The following is a 16,100-nucleotide window of genomic DNA, read 5'->3' on the forward strand; positions in this document are numbered from 1 at the left end:
TTTTTTAATGTTAACAACCACACAAGCTTTGCAAGCCAATGAACAACAAGATAACCAGGCAACGGAGAAATGCTATGGAGTTGTTAAAGCTGGGATGAATGATTGTGCTACGGCAACTTCCTCTTGTGCGGGTTCATCAACAAAAGACAACCAAGCAGACGCTTTTATTTTTCTTCCTAAAGGCATTTGTGAGCGCTTGGTAGGCGGTCAACTGACCGCAAAAAAATAACCAATGATTAATCAGTAACTCTACCTCTGGAGCTATTATGATAAGGAAATTGAGCCGTTCATTCGTCTTCATCCTGTTAATTGCTTGCACATGGTGTTCCTATGCAGCAGCAGCTGCAGCAGAAAAATTCATCCTTGACAATCAACACAGCTATGTGGCTTGGCGTATTCAACATTTAGGATTTTCCACTCAAACAGGCAAATGGTATGCAAGTGGGACTTTGCTGCTGGATCAGGAGCACCCTGAAAACAGTAAAGTCGAAGCAAGAGTTAATGTCGCTGATGTGATCACCGGTATACCTGAGTTGGATAAGCATTTAAAAGACAAGTTGTTTTTCGACGTTAAAAATTATCCCATGGCCACGTTTGTGAGTAATAAAATTGCAGTTCTGTCAAAAAATTCAGCCAAAGTGGAAGGTGTCCTTAATCTTCGCGGCATTTCCAAACCCGTCACTTTGAATGTAACGTTCAACAAAGCAGGAAAAAATCCTATTAATGATCGAATAACCGTCGGCTTCTCAGCCACCGCCAAAATAAAGCGTTCCGATTTTGGCATGCGTGCTTTTTTACCCAATTTGGGTGATGAAGTGGATATAGATATTCAGGCGGAAGCTTACAAGGCGGACGACACTAACAATCAATCGATGCAAAATCATGAAACTCCGAAACAGCAATGAGCGGTATGGCCTGGTTAGCATCAGCCTTCACTGGCTGATTGCTGGCTTAATAATCGCTTTGTTAATCATGGGTTTTTACATGACAAACCTGCCGATAAGCCTGCAAAAGCTAAAATGGTATGGGTGGCATAAGGAATATGGTTTTTTAGTGCTGGGATTAGCCATTATCAGAATATTTTGGCGTTTAATGAATGTTCCTCCAGGCCTTCTTTTGCCCACTTGGGAGAGAATTGCAGCCAAAACGGTTCATTGGGTTTTTTATGTCTTCATGTTGGCCTTGCCTTTAAGCGGGTGGGCTATCACTTCAGCGGCTGGATTACCAGCTTCATTCTTTGGTTTGTTCACTTTACCCAATCTGCTTGCCCCCGATGAAAACGCCAGGGCCTTATTTGAGGAAATTCATGAGTATCTGGCTTATGGCTTAATCGCGTTTATTGTTTTACATACGGCAGCAGCTCTTAAGCATCATTTTATAGATAAAGACGATATTTTACGGAGAATGCTTTAATGAATACAAATAAACTAATGAAATGTTTTCTTTTTTCTATCTTCTTCATGCACTCTTTCTTCAGTCATGCGGCGCTGTCGGAGTGGGAAATCATTCCTTCCGAAAGCAAATTGACCTTTACCGCAGTACAGAATAATGCTCCTGTCTCGGGGGAATTTAAGCGATTTTCAGGAAAAATTATAGCTGATCCTGATGATTATAAAACCGGAAGTATAGATATTATTGTAGATATGGCGTCTTTATTCACCTCTTACGCCGAGCTAAAAGACACCTTGGTAACAGCAGATTGGTTTAACATAGCCAAGTTCCCTAAAGCAGAATTTAAGGCAAATCAATTTAATAAACTGGGGCAGAATGTTTATGAAGCCGATGGCATGTTAAACATTCGCGATAAATCTGCCCCAGTCAAATTAACTTTTAAACTGGAACAACTGTCAGGCGACAAAGCCACTGTAGAAGGAGATACCACCATAAAGCGTAGTACTTTTGGAGTAGGCCAAGGAGATTGGGCCAGTACTGAAGAAGTGAAGGACGATGTGAAAGTACACTTCAAAGTTGTTGCTAAAAAGAAATAATACATCCAATTTCAGTGCAGTTTATTCCGCAAATTTTACGGAATAAACTGAACGAACTGCGAAAATATGCAATTTCAATTTAGTTATTTTCTAACGATGATATTATTTTGCACGAATTTGACACCTGGAACTTTAGCAGCTACATCAGCGGCTGTGTCGCTTTGACGGATCGTTTTTACATAACCGCTTAACACAACGTTTCCTTGATGAGTTTCAACATGGACAGGAGCATCGCTCAAAATTCGATTATTCACAAAAGCTTGATGCACTGATGTTGTAATGGCGTCATCAGAAAGACGGGGAGTAAAAACAGGTCTGCCATTAGTAAAGCTGCAGCCCACCAAAATAAGACCAATTAAAGCAAGTAGCACGATTTGCACATGTTTTCTCATTATTTCTCCTATTTCTGACTAAGTAAATTTTCCAAACGTTCAATTTCTTGCAGCAATTGCAACGCTAAAGCAGCACCAGGGAAGTTCACCCCTAAGTCCTGATGCAAACGCAAAACCATGCGGATTCTGCCAATGGCTTCACTATCAAATTGCAACTCCTTGTTTTCATTGAATTGAGTTTCGACAATTCCTTCATCAAGGATATCAAAAATTATTTTTTCGGAAACTCCAAAAGAACAACTAACTTGTTGTAATGACAAGTAGAAAAAATCCTCACCTTCTAAAACCCCTGACTCTTTATTTTCCCTAGTCATTACTTACTCCCAAATGCGCCCTTGGATTAAATTTACTCACAGAAGCCAATTGTTCATAGAGCTGATTTGCCTGCTCATTTTCAACTTGCTCAATTACTATCTGCAATATAATGTATTGATCTCCGGGTGGGTTACCTGGTAACCCTCGACCTTTTAACCTCATTTTTTTACCGGACTGTGAAAGTTTCGGAATTTTTAAATTAACCACTCCACCCAGGGTTGGAACCTTGACCGTAGTCCCTAAAGCGGCTTCCCAGGGAGAAATCGGTAGCTGCAAATGAATATCTTTCTTATGCAGATGAAACCAAGGGTGGTGATTGAAGTTCACTTCAATGTATAAATCACCTGATTGGTGGGGACCTTTTCCACCCTGGCCCTTTAATCGAATTTGTTGTTTATTGCCGATTCCTTTCGGTATTTTTATTTTTACGACACGCGGTTCATAATGTACTTGGCCCCGTTGGTCCACGACAGGAGTTTGCAGCTGCAGAGTCTTCTCCGCGCCATGATAACTGTCTTCTAAATTGATATTAATCTTGGCATGTATGTCTTCTCCCTGATCAAAAAATGAAGAAGTGTTATCCTGATGAAAGCGCTCACGAAAAATGCTATTTAAGAAATCCTCAAAACCTGCCATATCTTCAGGATGAAACTGTTGATACTGTTCTTGGCCCGGAGGGCTCTGGCGAGCTTGTCCTTGTTGCTGCCAATATTGTCCATAACGATCATATTTGGCGCGCTTTTCCTTGTCTTTCAATACTTCATAGGCCTCACCCAATTCTTTAAATTTTTCTTCGGCACCTACTTCTTTGCTGACATCAGGATGATATTTGCGCGCCAATTTGCGATAAGCCCGCTTGATGTCTTCTTGACTGGCATTACGATCAAGTCCCATTATTTTGTAGTAATCTTTATATTCCATAATTGCCGACTTAAAATGTTATTTTCCATTTGTAACGGTTGCCAATCCGCTTGTCAAATCTGTCATTTGGAATTAGCCTTGCAAAAGAATCGCTTCGGCTTCATCAAGATAATCTGGTAAACCGTATAAGATTAATGTATCCCCCGCTTGCAGTCTTGTGTCTGACTGTGGCTTTAAGTGAAGGTTTTCTCGACGGATCGCAACAACCTCTATTTTAGATAAATTCAATTCATCAATGCTCCGAGCAATGGCATAAGCTTGTTCAGGAAGATATACTGGTCGTAAATGCTCATAGATTAATCCGCCCCCCATCTCATTTAAAAATGAACCTGGGTAAAAGTGGGACATAATTTTATAATTATTTGCACGCGCATGCTGAATGACATGCTGAATTTTTTCTTTTGGTATGTGCAGAATTTGCAGCAGGTAATTCACCAATGTCAGGCTTTCTTCAAACACTTCCGTAACAATTCGTGTAGCTCCCTTGTCGCGTAGTATTGCAAATTCCGCTTCGTCCTTGCATCTGACTAAGATAGGTATTTTGAACTGCTTTAGCTGATGCAAGAGGTTTAGAGAGGTTTGCACGTCATCAAAACTGATGACCACAGCCGCCGCTTTTTGTGGTTGTGCTGCAGTGAGAAGCTCAGGATGGGTGACGTTGCCATAAATGACTGATTCTCCCGCTAGTGTGGCATTGTGAACGATGCTTGGATCCAAATCGAAAGCCACATAAGGGATACCCATTCGATTTAAAAAATAAGCTAAATTTTGCCCCACACGCCCAAAACCACAAATAATCACATGGTTATTTAGCTTTGCGGTGAGTTGTTTAAGTTCATAACCAGTTTCTTCTTGATTCCAGGCGGAAGCGCTCGGTAAAAACCATTGGGCTATCTGTTGGTTGTGGCGAATCATAAAAGGAGCGAAGGCGAAAGAAATGATCAAAGAAGCAAGCACCACTTGACCATAATCCACTGGAAGCAGATGACTTGTCAAAGCCAGGCTCAATATTGCAAAGCCAAACTCCCCTCCCTGCCCTAAAACAATTCCTGTACGTATTGCATTGTACCCATCGAAACCGGATAGACGGCATAATAAAACAACTAGCATGGTCTTACCGAACATCAAGGCAGACAGCAGCAGCACAATCCAAAACCACGCATCAATCCAGTTTCTTAAGTCAGCCAACATGCCAATGGAAACAAAAAATAAACCTAAAAGCACATCGCGAAACGGACGAATTTCCTGCTTAATTTGATGGCGAAATTGCGTTTCACCCAACATAAGGCCACTTAGAAAAGCACCCAGAGCTAAAGTCATGCCTAACCTGGCAGTAATCCATGCTGAACCAATGGCGACAAACAATACACTTAAACTAAACAACTCAGTCATGCGGGTAGCCGCAATCGTATGAAATAAGGGTCTTAACAACCAACGGCCAATACTAAGGATAACCGCAATGGCAATTACAGCTTTGCCCAGAGCTATGAGCAGAAAATAGTATAGGGCTCCCAAATAATGACTTGTCAGGCTGGAAATGATGACCAAAATTGGGATTACAGCCAAATCCTGAAATAATAAAATACCTATAGCTGTTGAACCGTACTTGGTATGAATCTGAAAATCTTCATTAAGTAATTTTACCACCAAAGCAGTGGAAGACATGGCTACCACGCAACCTAGGGCAATGGATTGCATGAAGGATAAAGTTAATCCTAAACCAATTGCAGCAGTGATGAGAATGCTTAGTAAAACCTGCAAAACACCGAGAACAAACACCGCATATTTTAAAGCCAGCAGCTTGGTAAAGGAAAATTCCAAACCCACCGTAAACATTAGAAATACGACACCAAATTCAGACAGAGAATTAATGGCTTTTGAATCAGGAATCCAGCCAAATGAGTGAGGACCCACTAAAATACCCACCACCAGATAACCCAGGATTAAAGGTAACCGAAATAAACGGAAAGCAATATTCACTAAAAGAACAGTTAAAAGGACAATGAGAACAGTTTCCAGGATGGGGTAATTCATCAATCATCATTTAACTTGGGAGAATGTTTACTATTATTCACTTTATTTTTATCAGAAGCGATGTCTTTCAGCAGTTTTTCTATCTGGCCTAATGGAAGTGGTTTACTTAAAAAATAACCTTGAACCTCATCGCAGCGGTGATTTTTCAGATATTTCATTTGCTGTTTTTTTTCTACCCCCTCAGCTAAAACTTTGAAATTAAGACTGCGAGACATGGCAATAATGGCCTCAATGATCACCTCATCACTCCGGCATTGGGCGATATTTTTGACGAAGGATTGATCTATCTTTAATCTATCAATGTGAATTTGTTTCAAATAATTTAAACTAGAAGTACCGGTACCAAAGTCATCCAGCACAATCTTGACGCCAATTTTATTCAGCTCCTGAATCATTCTTTGAACATCAGGATTGGTAATCACTACATTTTCGGTCACCTCTATTTCTAACGATTCAGGATTTAAATGATGTTCCTGCAAAATCGATTTTACAGTTTGGGCAAAATTGGCTTGACGCAATTGCTGCGTGGCTACATTTACCGCAACTCGACCATAAGGGAGTCTTTTCTTCTGCCACTTCCTCATCTGATGGCAAGCTTCACGAATGACCCACTCCCCTAACGGAATAATAAGCCCTGAGGCTTCTGCAATTGGAATAAACTCCATGGGCAGTATCACTCCCTTTTTTGGATGTTGCCAGCGAATTAATGCTTCCATACCGAGCAATTGATGCGTTTGCATATCAAACTGTGGCTGATAGACTAAAAAAAATTCCTGATTGGCAATGGCGTGGCGCAATTCTGATTCACGTTCGAGCTGCATATTGCTCAGCTGATTCAGTTCGGGGGTATAAAACTTAAACTGATTTCCTCCTTGCTCTTTAGCCTGATACATCGCCAAATCAGCATTTTTCAAAAGACTATTGTTATCTCTGGCATCATTCGGATAAATACTGATGCCCATGCTGGTTGTGAGGATAAACTCATGTCCTTCCACCAAAAAAGGTTCGCTGAAAGAATTAATTATTTTTTGGGCAAGGGTGACAACATCTTCTCCCTTTGCCAAATCAGGAATAAGCATGACAAATTCATCCCCTCCAATTCTTGCCAAAGTATCTTGTGCCCGTAAAGAATTGGATAATCGTTTTGCGACATCAAGCAGCACCTTATCGCCGAATTCATGACCCAAACTGTCATTGATTAATTTAAAACGATCCAGGTCAAAAAATAAAATAGCAAAGCAATTTTGTTGTCGTGAGGCAGTTGCAATGGAGTGATGGATGCGGTCATGGAGTAACACTCGATTCGGTAGGTCAGTTAATGAGTCATGAGTAGCTTGATGCTCCAATTCCTTTTCAAGATAAGCGCGTTCAGTAATGTCACGAAAGCTCCAAACCCGCCCTACTGTTATCTTGTTGATGCGATGAGGCTGAGAATAACATTCAATTATTTTATCTTGTCGAAATTTTACAACCTGAATGCTGCTTTCATTGATCTTTTCATGCAAACGGTCAACGAGCCCCTGGAATTCCTCTGGTGCCCTTAATTTTTCCAACATATATTCGAAAAGCAAATTTTCTTTTTTTGCTTTTAAAATAACCTTGGGTATTTCCCAGATTTTAGTAAATTGCTTATTGTAATCAACGATGTTTTGCTCTAAATCAACCACCAGAATACCGTCTGTCGAAGATTCAATCGTGGCACGAAGCAAAGATAAAGACTGTTTTAGGGATTGGGTTTGCTCAGCCACAATTTGTTTTAAAGCTTCGGTGTGTTTTTTAGATTCTTTGGCTAAAAGCCACTTACGAGTTAAGGCACAGGCAAGTTGTCGTACAGCCACTTTGTCAAAAGGCTTTTTCAAAACCAATAAATTATCACTTACACCCAACTTCTGTACTGTTTCTTCCCAGGAGTAATCCGAATAGGCGGTGCAAATCACAACCTGAATCTCTTTATCAATCTCCCACATATGTTTAATGGTCTCTAAGCCATCCCAGCCTGGAGGCATGCGGATGTCTACAAAAGCCAGGGCATAAGGTTTACCTTGTTGAGCTGCATTTTTAATTTTCTCAACACCTTCTTTGCCTTGATCAGCTGTATCAATCTCAAATTCGGGTAGCAGATCCTGCTCAGCAGTTTCATTGTTTTCACCAAATAACTGTTTATCCAAATCATTAAAGACTTTGGATTCTGAAGATGCGGTGAGTACCTTAATAAAATCCTGATGTATGGCTGGATTGTCATCAATGATCATGATTTTAAGTGCGAGCTCACTCATGCAAAACCCTCCCAGATTTCGTTTTAGCAGGCAAAGTTAAGATGAATATAGCGCCCTCTTTCGGCCCCTTACTGTCCGCTTTTAAAGAACCGTTCATTTCTTTTGCAGCCAGAGCACAGCTGTGTAACCCAAAACCATGGCCGTGAGGTTTTGTGGTAAACCCGAAGGCAAAAATCCGTTCAAGATTTTCAGGGGAAATTCCAATCCCATTGTCACTGATTTGAATTTTAATATGACTTTTACTCTCTGGTTTCACTTCGAATTTAATTTTTTTATCTTTATTGGTTGATTCATGAACGGCATCTTTAGCGTTTTGGATAATATTGACTAAAATCTGCAGCAACTTCGATTTATCAGCAAAGACAAACTAAGAAACCATGAAGTTTTTTTCAAAATGAATTAATTTATCTTTACCTGGATTAGCAGTGATTTGCAGAGCGGTTTCAATCAATTCCGGTATGTAAATTTTTTCAATTACCCCGGAAACGCCACTGAAAGTTTGTTGCATCGAAACAATATCTTTAATGTGTTGCAAGTCGTCTTCAATGCTGGTTAGTTCTTCAAGATTTTTATTTCGCTCCTTTACCAGCACCTCACCTAAGGCAATTAAGTATTCTGCTATAAGTTTCCCTTTAGGATCTTCCATCAAGAATTGCACTAGGTTTTGTTGATTGTTTCGAATCATTTCAATGACTTTGAACAACTTTAAGTAATAAGATTCGAGGAAACTATCCTTAAGCATATTTAAGGAGATGTTTAGGCTGTTTAAAATATTGCCAATGTTATGCAAGACGGAAGTGGCAATTTCCGACATGCCTGCTCGATGGGCTGTCATCAATAATTTCTGACTTAATTCCTTAATTTTTTCTTCATTTTTCTTATCGCGATCAATGTCGATTAATACCCCTGATAATTGGTTACCCTCACCCTGGCATTCTGCAATGGTCCGAAACCACTGATATTGCCCGGAAGTATCCAGCAAGCGCATTTCATAGGTATAGTTAACCCTGTCCCTTAATGCCTTAATGACTAATTTTTGCAATTTTGCCCTATCATCCGGATGTACTAATTTTAAAAATTCGACAAACGTTTGCGTCTTCATTGAATCCAGTTTAATTAAACTATGGATTTCCCTGGACCAGATAATCTCATCATGTTCAGATGAGTAAAGCCAGTAACAAAGGCGAGCCACATGTTGGGCACGCTCCAGTTTCTCATTCAAAACCATCATTTCTCGAGATGATATTTCCATTGACCGCTCAAGCAGGTAACGCTCCTGATCAGCCTCTTGATAAGTTTTGTTAATCCTAAAAAGAAAAGCCTGCCATTTGTCTAAACTGTCAGGCAGTTCATCAGGTTTTGTTTCAGCCCGGGCAAGCTGCCTGAGTAGAAGTTTATGATATTGGTTTTCCATTGCTTTCTTCTAAGATTCAAAATAGGTCGTTAATGTCATAGTCTGGTTATGCAGTTTGCAATCTCCCAAACCGTAAGGAGACAATTCTCCATAAGAATAAAAACCCACTTGGATAGCTTTTGAAGGAAGGGCTTCCAATGTTGATTCTGTTTCTTCCTCAGTGCGCTCACCCAAAAGCAGACGTCGCCCGACGCAACTAATGCTTAGAGCCAGAAATGGTTTTTTTTCATTTTCATCAACATCTAATAAGCTTTCAGTCGCCAGCTCGCCAGCTTCATTAGCGCTTGTGATGAGTCTATCAAAATTGGCCCTCATTAGTTTTGCGTAATAACCAGTGGGTATATCGCCGGCAAAAATAAGCGCTTGTTTTTCCTCATCAATCCCTAAAATGGTTCTCACCAGGGACACTCTGTCCTCGCTGTTCATATCCTGAATTGCTAAAGGATAGAGAAGTCCTGACGCCGGCAATTCGGAAGCGCGTTCCCCAAGATATTCTTTGTATAATGCCAAGGCGGGTTGACTGTCGAGTTCATAAAGAATATTTCGTTCAGAACGAGTAATTCTCCTGGCAGGGCCAAAAATATCCCAACCGCCTTTCGAACCATGGCCGACGTGAATACGCGAGCCATAAAATGCTACAGCAACGACATGATTGCTAAAGAGTTCACCATTAAAAATGGTCCAGGTGTCTTTAAAACGGCTGCCGTCCCCAGCCAATCCTCCAGTAATGAGCGGTTTTTCTCCACTGTTAAAAGGTGCATTTAAACCATTAACCAGCTCAGAGCCATTGACGTTTAAGCCTTCTGATAAAACAAAAATGCTCTTTATATCATCAGCCATCAATTGTTGTGTTATGGATTTCCCCGCAGAAAAGGAGTCATCAATGGTTTTTACTTCGGCTTTTGCAATTTGAATTGCAGTATGCTGAAATTTTATTACGACTACCGACAAGCTTTTATCAAATATATGGGGTCCAAAAATTTCCCCAGCACTTGAGCAACCAATTAATTTTGCTTTTGGATAAGCCTGATGCAATTCTTGGATTGGTTTTGCATTCCTGGCAAATTCTGGGGCGGCAAAAACAAGGATCAGAGTATTCTCAGAATCCAGATCCGGAAAAGATTTAAGGCTCCAGCCGCTACCATCCAGGTATTGAAAAGCTTCCAATTGCATTTCTTCCCTCTGACTTCTCCTATTTTTTCTCTTTTAAATATAGCTTCAATTTTTTGACAATGCTTAAGAACAGCTTGGTTGATTTGATGTTTGCATGGTTTTAATTAAGATCAAATAGATTATTATTCACCCACTTCGTATATGATTAATAATAATCAGGGATGGAAATGTTAAAACAGAGGGAATTCCTGCTTCAAGTTGCTGAATTAGTTGGAGAAAAACAGGCTGTTATTGGAGAAAGAATTAACTCAAACGCTAATTAGGCTCAAGCCGAAATCATCAGCTGGGATGCAATTTAGGGAAATTTGCCATGAGTAAACGACTTTACAGCATTGGTCATTCGAATCGAACACTGGATGAATTCCTTAAACTCCTGCAGAGTTATGAAATCAGTCATTTAGTGGACGTACGCACTGTTCCGAAATCGCGACATGTGCCATGGTTTAATAAAAACGAACTTGCATCCTCCCTGAGGAAAGTAGGAATCCAATATACCCATATGCTTAACCTTGGTGGTTTGCGTCCTGGCAGCAAAAATTCAATCAATACAGGTTGGCACAACGCCAGTTTTAGAGGATATGCCGATTACATGCAAACCAAGGAATTTTTTGCTGCCCTCAAAGAATTAAATACCTTGATAGCCGATAGTAAAACACCTGCCATAATGTGCGCCGAGGCGGTTCCTTGGCGCTGCCACCGGTCTTTAATAGCCGATGCAGAAATAATTCGCCATATTCCGGTTTACCACATTATGAATGAAAATACCGCTAACAAGCATAAACTGACTTCGTTTGCTGTGGTCAATCGCAATCATCGCCCAATCCAAATTTATTACCCACCTGAAAACCCTGAGGCAAAATGATGTGAGTATTATACTTATAGGAGAGTTATCTCATAAACAATCGCCATGGATAAGACCAATAAGGAAATCGCTGAAAAACTGTATCAATATTCCGATTTGTTGGAAGCCTCTGGCAGTAACCCTTATCGAGTTCGCGCCTATCGTCGAGCGGCTCGCTCCGTGATGGCTTTATCCAGCAACCTGTCTGAACTGCTTAGCAATGAAAACTTCAAACTCACGTCCATTCCCTGGATAGGTGAAGGAATTGCTTCTGTCATCAAACAAATTTTTTTTGAAAATACACTTCCACGTTTAAAAGAGCAAGCAACCAAAAACATTAATGAACTCCCAAGTCTTCCAGGATTAGGCAAAAAAAGAGTCGAAATCCTGAACAAAAAATTTAACATTTATAGCGCCGAAGAGTTGCTCAGCGCTTTTAAAGAAGGTCGATTAAATGAATTGGCCTGGCTTAGCCAAGCGATCATCGAGCGTATAAAAAATTACCTAAAAAATCCGGTAAATCCTAAGCAGTTCCTAAGATTATATCATGCCCTTCCTGTGGTAACTTTGCTGCAGGACCGTTTGTTGAGTCTCAAAGAAGTTGATTTTGTCCTCTGCTGCGGCGATTTTCGCCGCCGCTGTGAAGTGGTTGAACAGCTACATTTTATCATCTGCAGCCAACAGGCTGAAGGAGTCATTGAGGAAATATTGAATTTTCCACAAGTGATTCATCTTCTTTCACGGGAAAAAAACTGCATCAAAGTCAACCTTTGGTGCGGTATAAATGCCATCTTTAACTTTGCGGGACTTGATCTTCTAGGTGCCAATTTATTGTATGCAACAGGTAATTCTCATCACTTGAGACAATTGGAGAAACTCGCAAAAGAGCAAACATTTAATTTAAATCCACAAGGACTTTTCAAAGCAGGGAAAGCAGTCGCCCAAAAAACAGAGGCAGAGATCTATAAGCATTTAAATTTACCCTATATTGAACCTGAGCTTCGCGAAGGACTGCATGAAATTGACGCGGCAAAAACACTCAATCTGCCCAGCTTGATCGAATTAGCAGACATTAAGGGGGATTTACACTCCCATACCAATGAAACGGATGGCAAGGAAAGCCTGGAAGCCATGGCCAACGCAGCGTTTGAACGCGGCTATGAGTACTTAGCCATCACTGATCACTCCAAACGACTGGCTATGACCAATGGTCTTGATGAAAAGCGTTTGCTTGCGCAAATTCGCCAAATTGATCGCTTAAATCATAAAATGAATGGTTTTCTGATTCTTAAATCCATTGAAGTGGATATTCTTGAGGACGGTTCACTGGATTTATCCAACAATGTGCTGAAGGAGCTTGATGTCGTTGTCTGCTCTATTCATTCGCTGTTTCGCCTCAACGAGCAAAAACAAACCGAACGGATTTTAAGAGCAATGGACAACCCCTATTTTAATATTTTGGGGCATGCCACGGGTCGTTTAATTAAGTCACGCCCTCCTTATTCAATTGATTTTGAACGAATTTTTTGTGCCGCCAAGGAGAATGGTTGTTTTATAGAATTAAATGCGCAACCCTATCGTCTGGATATTAATGATGTGTACTGTAAATTAGCAAAAATTAGAGGGGTAAAGATAGCCATTTCCAGTGACGCTCACAGTACTCATGAATTAAATTTTATGCAAATGGGCATTTTTCAAGGGCGTCGAGGCTGGCTTGAAGCCCATGATGTCATCAATAGCTATCGCTGGCCGGATTTACAAAAATTACTAAAAAGAAATTAGCTGTTTCCAAGTCCAAAATCCTCAGTACTATAATTAATAAAAGTAATAATTCTGGCAGGAGGCATTATGGACACCTCAAATCCCATTCATCACATCCATAACATGCGCCAACGCTTTAAAGAAAACGTGGATCATCTTCGCGAAGACATTAAAAAAATTAATGACCCCCAGTGTAAAGCGATGTTTGAAACCAGTGCTGAAGTATTGCTGGGATTAATTAAGGCTCTGGATGATTATGAGGAAAAAAATGAAAGCGCATGGCAACATTAAACTGATTAATCCTGTAAAGGCTTTGTAAACTGCTTATGTTAAAAGCACATCAATGGTTTGCCATTAAATCCGAGGGTCTTTATTGCATCCCCGGAGATTTCTATATTGACCCCCTTAGCCCCGTTCATACTGCCATCATAAGTCATGCTCATAGCGATCATGGGCGACCCGGGCATAAAAAAATCTTGGCAACCCGTGAAAGCCTTGCGATTATGCGGTTGCGATATGGAGAAAACTGTTTCGAGCAAGGACAAAGCCTGCCCTATCGCCAACCCTTGACCATTAATCAGGTCCAGATTTCCTTTCTTCCTGCCGGACATGTTCTTGGCAGCGCTCAAATTGTAATGGATTATTTAGGTAATCGCGTCATTTACTCTGGCGATTACAAACGTCGGTTTGATCCGACCTGCACGGAATTTGAAACAATGCCCTGTGATGTTTTTATCAGCGAGGCGACTTTTGCTTTACCAATTTTCGTGCAGCCTGCTATTGAAGATGAACTAGCAAAGTTATTTCAATCGCTGAATGACTTTCCTATAGGACATTTGATTGCTGTATACCCTCTTGGCAAATGTCAAAGGTTGATAAAATCCCTTCGCCTGCTCAATTACACAGAACCTATTTACCTGCATGGAGCTCTAATCAAAATGTGTGAGCTGTATGAATCCCTTGGTATTGAGTTGGGAGATTTAAGACCTGCCAATGTTCTAAATGCCAAAGAGTCAGCTGGTAAAATCATTCTTTGTCCACCGAATGCATTGCATGATCGTTGGACAAGACGTTTTGGGGAAGTGATTAAGGCTTATGCCTCCGGATGGATGCAGATTCGAGCACGTGCCAAGCAAAAAAACGTCGACTTACCCCTTATTATTTCCGACCATGCTGATTGGCCCCAATTGTTGCAGACTATTGACGACATTGCCCCCCAGGAAATTTGGATAACCCATGGTTTGGAAGAAGCATTAGTCTATCAGACTCAACGAAAAGGTTACCGGGCTAAGGCTTTGCATTTGCTCGGTTATGAAGAGGACGAAGATTGAAATGAAGGAGTTTGCCATTTTATTGGATCGTCTCTATTTTACTTACAGCCATTTAGCTAAGCTTGATTTATTACAAGAATTTTTCAGAACGACCCCTGATCCGGAGCGAGGGTATGCAGTAGCCATTTTGGCCGATACTTTAGAATTCCCCACTTTTAAACGTTCACTGATTCGTGAGCTCATTGATGGGCGAATTGATCCCTACCTTTTTGGACTTTCCTGCGATTACGTCGGCGATTTATCCGAAACAATCGCCCTTCTTTGGCCTGAGCCTGATTTTAAATCTCACCATTTACCCAGCTTAAGTGAAATAATTCATAGCTTTGCACGATTACCCCCTAATTCTATGGCGACCTACTTAATTGAATTGCTCAATTGCAGCAATGCGATAGAACGCTGGACTTTGTTGAAACTAGGGACAGGTAGCCTTCGAATAGGAGTATCAGCACGTTTTCTAAAAAAGGCCTTGGCTCAATATGGGCAAACAGACCTCAAGGAAATTGAACACGTTTGGCACAGTTTAAAACCTCCTTATATTGAATTATTTGCCTGGCTGGAAGGGAAGCAAACCCTTCCCAATACTTCCTTAACCCCTTCTTTTCACCCCGTCATGTTGTCCCATCCACTCAAGGAAAAAGATTTGGCGCTTATCACTCCCGATAAATTTTTTGTTGAACACAAGTATGATGGCATTCGCGTGCAAGTCGTCTCTACTCCCCAAGGAAAGGCTTTATATTCTCGAACCGGAGATGAGATTAGCGGTTCTTTTCCTGATGCTTTAGCTGAGGTCAATAGTCAAATTGTTTTGGATGGGGAACTGGTCATCCAGGGAGCGGATGCCATTGGCAGCTTTAATGATTTGCAAAAACGATTAAATCGCAAAAAGCCGAGTAAAAAATTATTAGAGGAACAACCGGCAGCTATTATCTTGTATGACATTCTTAAATTAAATGGACAGGATTTGCGAGCTTTGCCTCTTAGAGAGCGACGTAAGCATCTAGAAATCTGGTTCGCAGCGGCGAATCCCGGCAATATGATGCTTTCAGAGCTCCTCCCCTATGAGCAAAGTCAAAGCCTTATGCAGTTAAAGGAGACTGTCCTTGCCCAACAACACATTGCCGTTGAAGGACTTATGTTAAAACGTAAAGACAGTGCATACATAGCGGGTAGACCTGTAGGCCAGTGGTATAAATGGAAGCGTGATCCGCATTTAATCGATGCGGTTTTAATGTATGCTCAAAGAGGTCATGGAAAGCGTTCTTCATTCTACTCGGATTACACTTTTGGTTTATGGCAGGATGGAATGCTTCTACCCATCGGCAAAGCCTATTTTGGATTTACAGATGAAGAACTGTATCAATTGGATAAATGGATTCGCCATCATACCTTGCAAAAATTCGGTTCTGTTCGCGAAGTTGAAAAAGCTTTGGTTTTCGAGATTGCTTTTGATGCCGTGAACTGGTCTAGCCGCCATAAATCGGGAGTGGCCTTGCGTTTCCCACGCATTAACCGTATTCGTTGGGATAAGCCCGCCCATGAAGCCGACCACTTGCAAACTTTAAAAGAATTGGTTAAATAGTGGCTCAGCTGTTCGATAAAATGATACAGCATTGAAATTTCTTAATAATTCATTAAGTTTGTCTTTCTATAATTG

At 40.8% G+C, this 16,100-nt stretch carries 17 protein-coding genes; 9 read left to right on the forward strand and 8 right to left on the reverse strand.

Going from position 1 to position 16,100, the window contains the following annotated elements:
• The first annotated feature begins 7 nt into the window (after positions 1-7).
• Genes EL203_RS10695 through EL203_RS10710 form a run of 4 tightly spaced genes read left to right on the forward strand, consistent with a single transcriptional unit; the run spans position 8 to position 1,988 of the window.
• On the forward strand, positions 8-229 hold the full coding sequence (locus EL203_RS10695) for a BufA1 family periplasmic bufferin-type metallophore (protein WP_375232610.1): 222 nt from the start codon (positions 8-10) through the stop codon (positions 227-229).
• 40 nt (positions 230-269) lie between these two features.
• On the forward strand, positions 270-905 hold the full coding sequence (locus EL203_RS10700) for a YceI family protein (protein WP_058472270.1): 636 nt from the start codon (positions 270-272) through the stop codon (positions 903-905).
• Entirely contained in the window at positions 883-1,413 is a 531-nt protein-coding gene (locus tag EL203_RS10705; protein ID WP_058471993.1) for a cytochrome b, read from the forward strand. The genes EL203_RS10700 and EL203_RS10705 overlap by 23 nt, the downstream gene beginning before the upstream one ends.
• Positions 1,413-1,988, forward strand: a complete 576-nt coding sequence (locus tag EL203_RS10710; RefSeq protein WP_058471992.1) for a YceI family protein — start codon at positions 1,413-1,415, stop codon at positions 1,986-1,988. The genes EL203_RS10705 and EL203_RS10710 overlap by 1 nt, the downstream gene beginning before the upstream one ends.
• Before the next feature lie 83 nt (positions 1,989-2,071).
• Here EL203_RS10710 and EL203_RS10715 read toward each other — a convergent pair whose 3' ends face one another.
• The 8 genes from EL203_RS10715 to EL203_RS10745 form a co-directional block, all read right to left on the reverse strand.
• Positions 2,072-2,380 (reverse strand): BON domain-containing protein, encoded by a 309-nt coding sequence (locus EL203_RS10715; RefSeq protein ID WP_058471991.1) that lies wholly within the window; start codon positions 2,378-2,380, stop codon positions 2,072-2,074.
• Between the two features lie 8 nt (positions 2,381-2,388).
• Positions 2,389-2,694 (reverse strand): chaperone modulator CbpM, encoded by a 306-nt coding sequence (locus EL203_RS10720; RefSeq protein WP_058471990.1) that lies wholly within the window; start codon positions 2,692-2,694, stop codon positions 2,389-2,391.
• Positions 2,687-3,616: a DnaJ C-terminal domain-containing protein gene (locus EL203_RS10725; protein WP_058471989.1), complete on the reverse strand. Its 930-nt coding sequence runs from the start codon at positions 3,614-3,616 to the stop codon at positions 2,687-2,689. The genes EL203_RS10720 and EL203_RS10725 overlap by 8 nt, the downstream gene beginning before the upstream one ends.
• 72 nt (positions 3,617-3,688) lie before the next feature.
• Positions 3,689-5,650: a cation:proton antiporter domain-containing protein gene (locus tag EL203_RS10730; protein ID WP_058471988.1), complete on the reverse strand. Its 1,962-nt coding sequence runs from the start codon at positions 5,648-5,650 to the stop codon at positions 3,689-3,691.
• On the reverse strand, positions 5,650-7,926 hold the full coding sequence (locus EL203_RS10735; protein WP_058471987.1) for an EAL domain-containing protein: 2,277 nt from the start codon (positions 7,924-7,926) through the stop codon (positions 5,650-5,652). The genes EL203_RS10730 and EL203_RS10735 overlap by 1 nt, the downstream gene beginning before the upstream one ends.
• Positions 7,919-8,269 carry an ATP-binding protein gene (locus tag EL203_RS14610; protein ID WP_232003937.1) on the reverse strand — a complete coding sequence of 117 codons (351 nt, stop codon included), beginning with the start codon at positions 8,267-8,269 and terminating at the stop codon, positions 7,919-7,921. Before EL203_RS14610 ends, EL203_RS10735 begins: the two co-directional genes overlap by 8 nt.
• A 24-nt stretch (positions 8,270-8,293) precedes the next feature.
• Positions 8,294-9,340: a PAS domain-containing protein gene (locus tag EL203_RS10740; RefSeq protein ID WP_232003938.1), complete on the reverse strand. Its 1,047-nt coding sequence runs from the start codon at positions 9,338-9,340 to the stop codon at positions 8,294-8,296.
• Between the two features lie 9 nt (positions 9,341-9,349).
• Positions 9,350-10,513 (reverse strand): FIST signal transduction protein, encoded by a 1,164-nt coding sequence (locus EL203_RS10745; RefSeq protein ID WP_058471986.1) that lies wholly within the window; start codon positions 10,511-10,513, stop codon positions 9,350-9,352.
• 310 nt (positions 10,514-10,823) lie between these two features.
• Between EL203_RS10745 and EL203_RS10750 the strand changes: the two genes are divergently transcribed.
• The 5 genes from EL203_RS10750 (at position 10,824) to EL203_RS10770 (ending at position 16,025) form a co-directional block, all read left to right on the forward strand.
• The gene (locus EL203_RS10750) at positions 10,824-11,375 is read left to right on the forward strand and encodes a DUF488 domain-containing protein (protein WP_058471985.1); all 552 of its coding nucleotides are present in this window, start codon (positions 10,824-10,826) and stop codon (positions 11,373-11,375) included.
• A gap of 45 nt (positions 11,376-11,420) precedes the next feature.
• Positions 11,421-13,136: a DNA polymerase/3'-5' exonuclease PolX gene (locus EL203_RS10755; RefSeq protein WP_058471984.1), complete on the forward strand. Its 1,716-nt coding sequence runs from the start codon at positions 11,421-11,423 to the stop codon at positions 13,134-13,136.
• A 66-nt stretch (positions 13,137-13,202) separates the two neighbouring features.
• Positions 13,203-13,406: a hypothetical protein gene (locus EL203_RS10760; protein ID WP_058471983.1), complete on the forward strand. Its 204-nt coding sequence runs from the start codon at positions 13,203-13,205 to the stop codon at positions 13,404-13,406.
• Between the two features lie 35 nt (positions 13,407-13,441).
• On the forward strand, positions 13,442-14,446 hold the full coding sequence (locus EL203_RS10765) for a ligase-associated DNA damage response exonuclease (RefSeq protein WP_058471982.1): 1,005 nt from the start codon (positions 13,442-13,444) through the stop codon (positions 14,444-14,446).
• Position 14,447: 1 nt separating this feature from the next.
• Positions 14,448-16,025, forward strand: coding sequence for a cisplatin damage response ATP-dependent DNA ligase (locus EL203_RS10770; RefSeq protein ID WP_058471981.1), 1,578 nt, complete (start codon positions 14,448-14,450; stop codon positions 16,023-16,025).
• The last annotated feature ends 75 nt before the right edge of the window (positions 16,026-16,100 follow it).

Source organism: Legionella jordanis (assembly GCF_900637635.1).
GTDB lineage: Bacteria > Pseudomonadota > Gammaproteobacteria > Legionellales > Legionellaceae > Tatlockia > Tatlockia jordanis.

What these genes read in the sequence shown, in the direction of transcription:
- EL203_RS10765 (WP_058471982.1), top strand. Translation starts at nt 13,442, where the DNA reads ATGTTAAAAGCACATCAATGGTTTGCCATTAAATCCGAGGGTCTTTAT.
- EL203_RS10695 (WP_375232610.1), top strand. Translation starts at nt 8, where the DNA reads ATGTTAACAACCACACAAGCTTTGCAAGCCAATGAACAACAAGATAAC.
- EL203_RS10725 (WP_058471989.1), bottom strand. Translation starts at nt 3,616, where the DNA reads ATGGAATATAAAGATTACTACAAAATAATGGGACTTGATCGTAATGCC.
- EL203_RS10745 (WP_058471986.1), bottom strand. Translation starts at nt 10,513, where the DNA reads ATGCAATTGGAAGCTTTTCAATACCTGGATGGTAGCGGCTGGAGCCTT.
- EL203_RS10705 (WP_058471993.1), top strand. Translation starts at nt 883, where the DNA reads ATGAAACTCCGAAACAGCAATGAGCGGTATGGCCTGGTTAGCATCAGC.
- EL203_RS10740 (WP_232003938.1), bottom strand. Translation starts at nt 9,340, where the DNA reads ATGGAAAACCAATATCATAAACTTCTACTCAGGCAGCTTGCCCGGGCT.
- EL203_RS10720 (WP_058471990.1), bottom strand. Translation starts at nt 2,694, where the DNA reads ATGACTAGGGAAAATAAAGAGTCAGGGGTTTTAGAAGGTGAGGATTTT.
- EL203_RS10735 (WP_058471987.1), bottom strand. Translation starts at nt 7,926, where the DNA reads ATGAGTGAGCTCGCACTTAAAATCATGATCATTGATGACAATCCAGCC.
- EL203_RS10710 (WP_058471992.1), top strand. Translation starts at nt 1,413, where the DNA reads ATGAATACAAATAAACTAATGAAATGTTTTCTTTTTTCTATCTTCTTC.
- EL203_RS10760 (WP_058471983.1), top strand. Translation starts at nt 13,203, where the DNA reads ATGGACACCTCAAATCCCATTCATCACATCCATAACATGCGCCAACGC.
- EL203_RS10750 (WP_058471985.1), top strand. Translation starts at nt 10,824, where the DNA reads ATGAGTAAACGACTTTACAGCATTGGTCATTCGAATCGAACACTGGAT.
- EL203_RS10730 (WP_058471988.1), bottom strand. Translation starts at nt 5,650, where the DNA reads ATGAATTACCCCATCCTGGAAACTGTTCTCATTGTCCTTTTAACTGTT.
- EL203_RS10770 (WP_058471981.1), top strand. Translation starts at nt 14,448, where the DNA reads ATGAAGGAGTTTGCCATTTTATTGGATCGTCTCTATTTTACTTACAGC.
- EL203_RS10755 (WP_058471984.1), top strand. Translation starts at nt 11,421, where the DNA reads ATGGATAAGACCAATAAGGAAATCGCTGAAAAACTGTATCAATATTCC.
- EL203_RS10715 (WP_058471991.1), bottom strand. Translation starts at nt 2,380, where the DNA reads ATGAGAAAACATGTGCAAATCGTGCTACTTGCTTTAATTGGTCTTATT.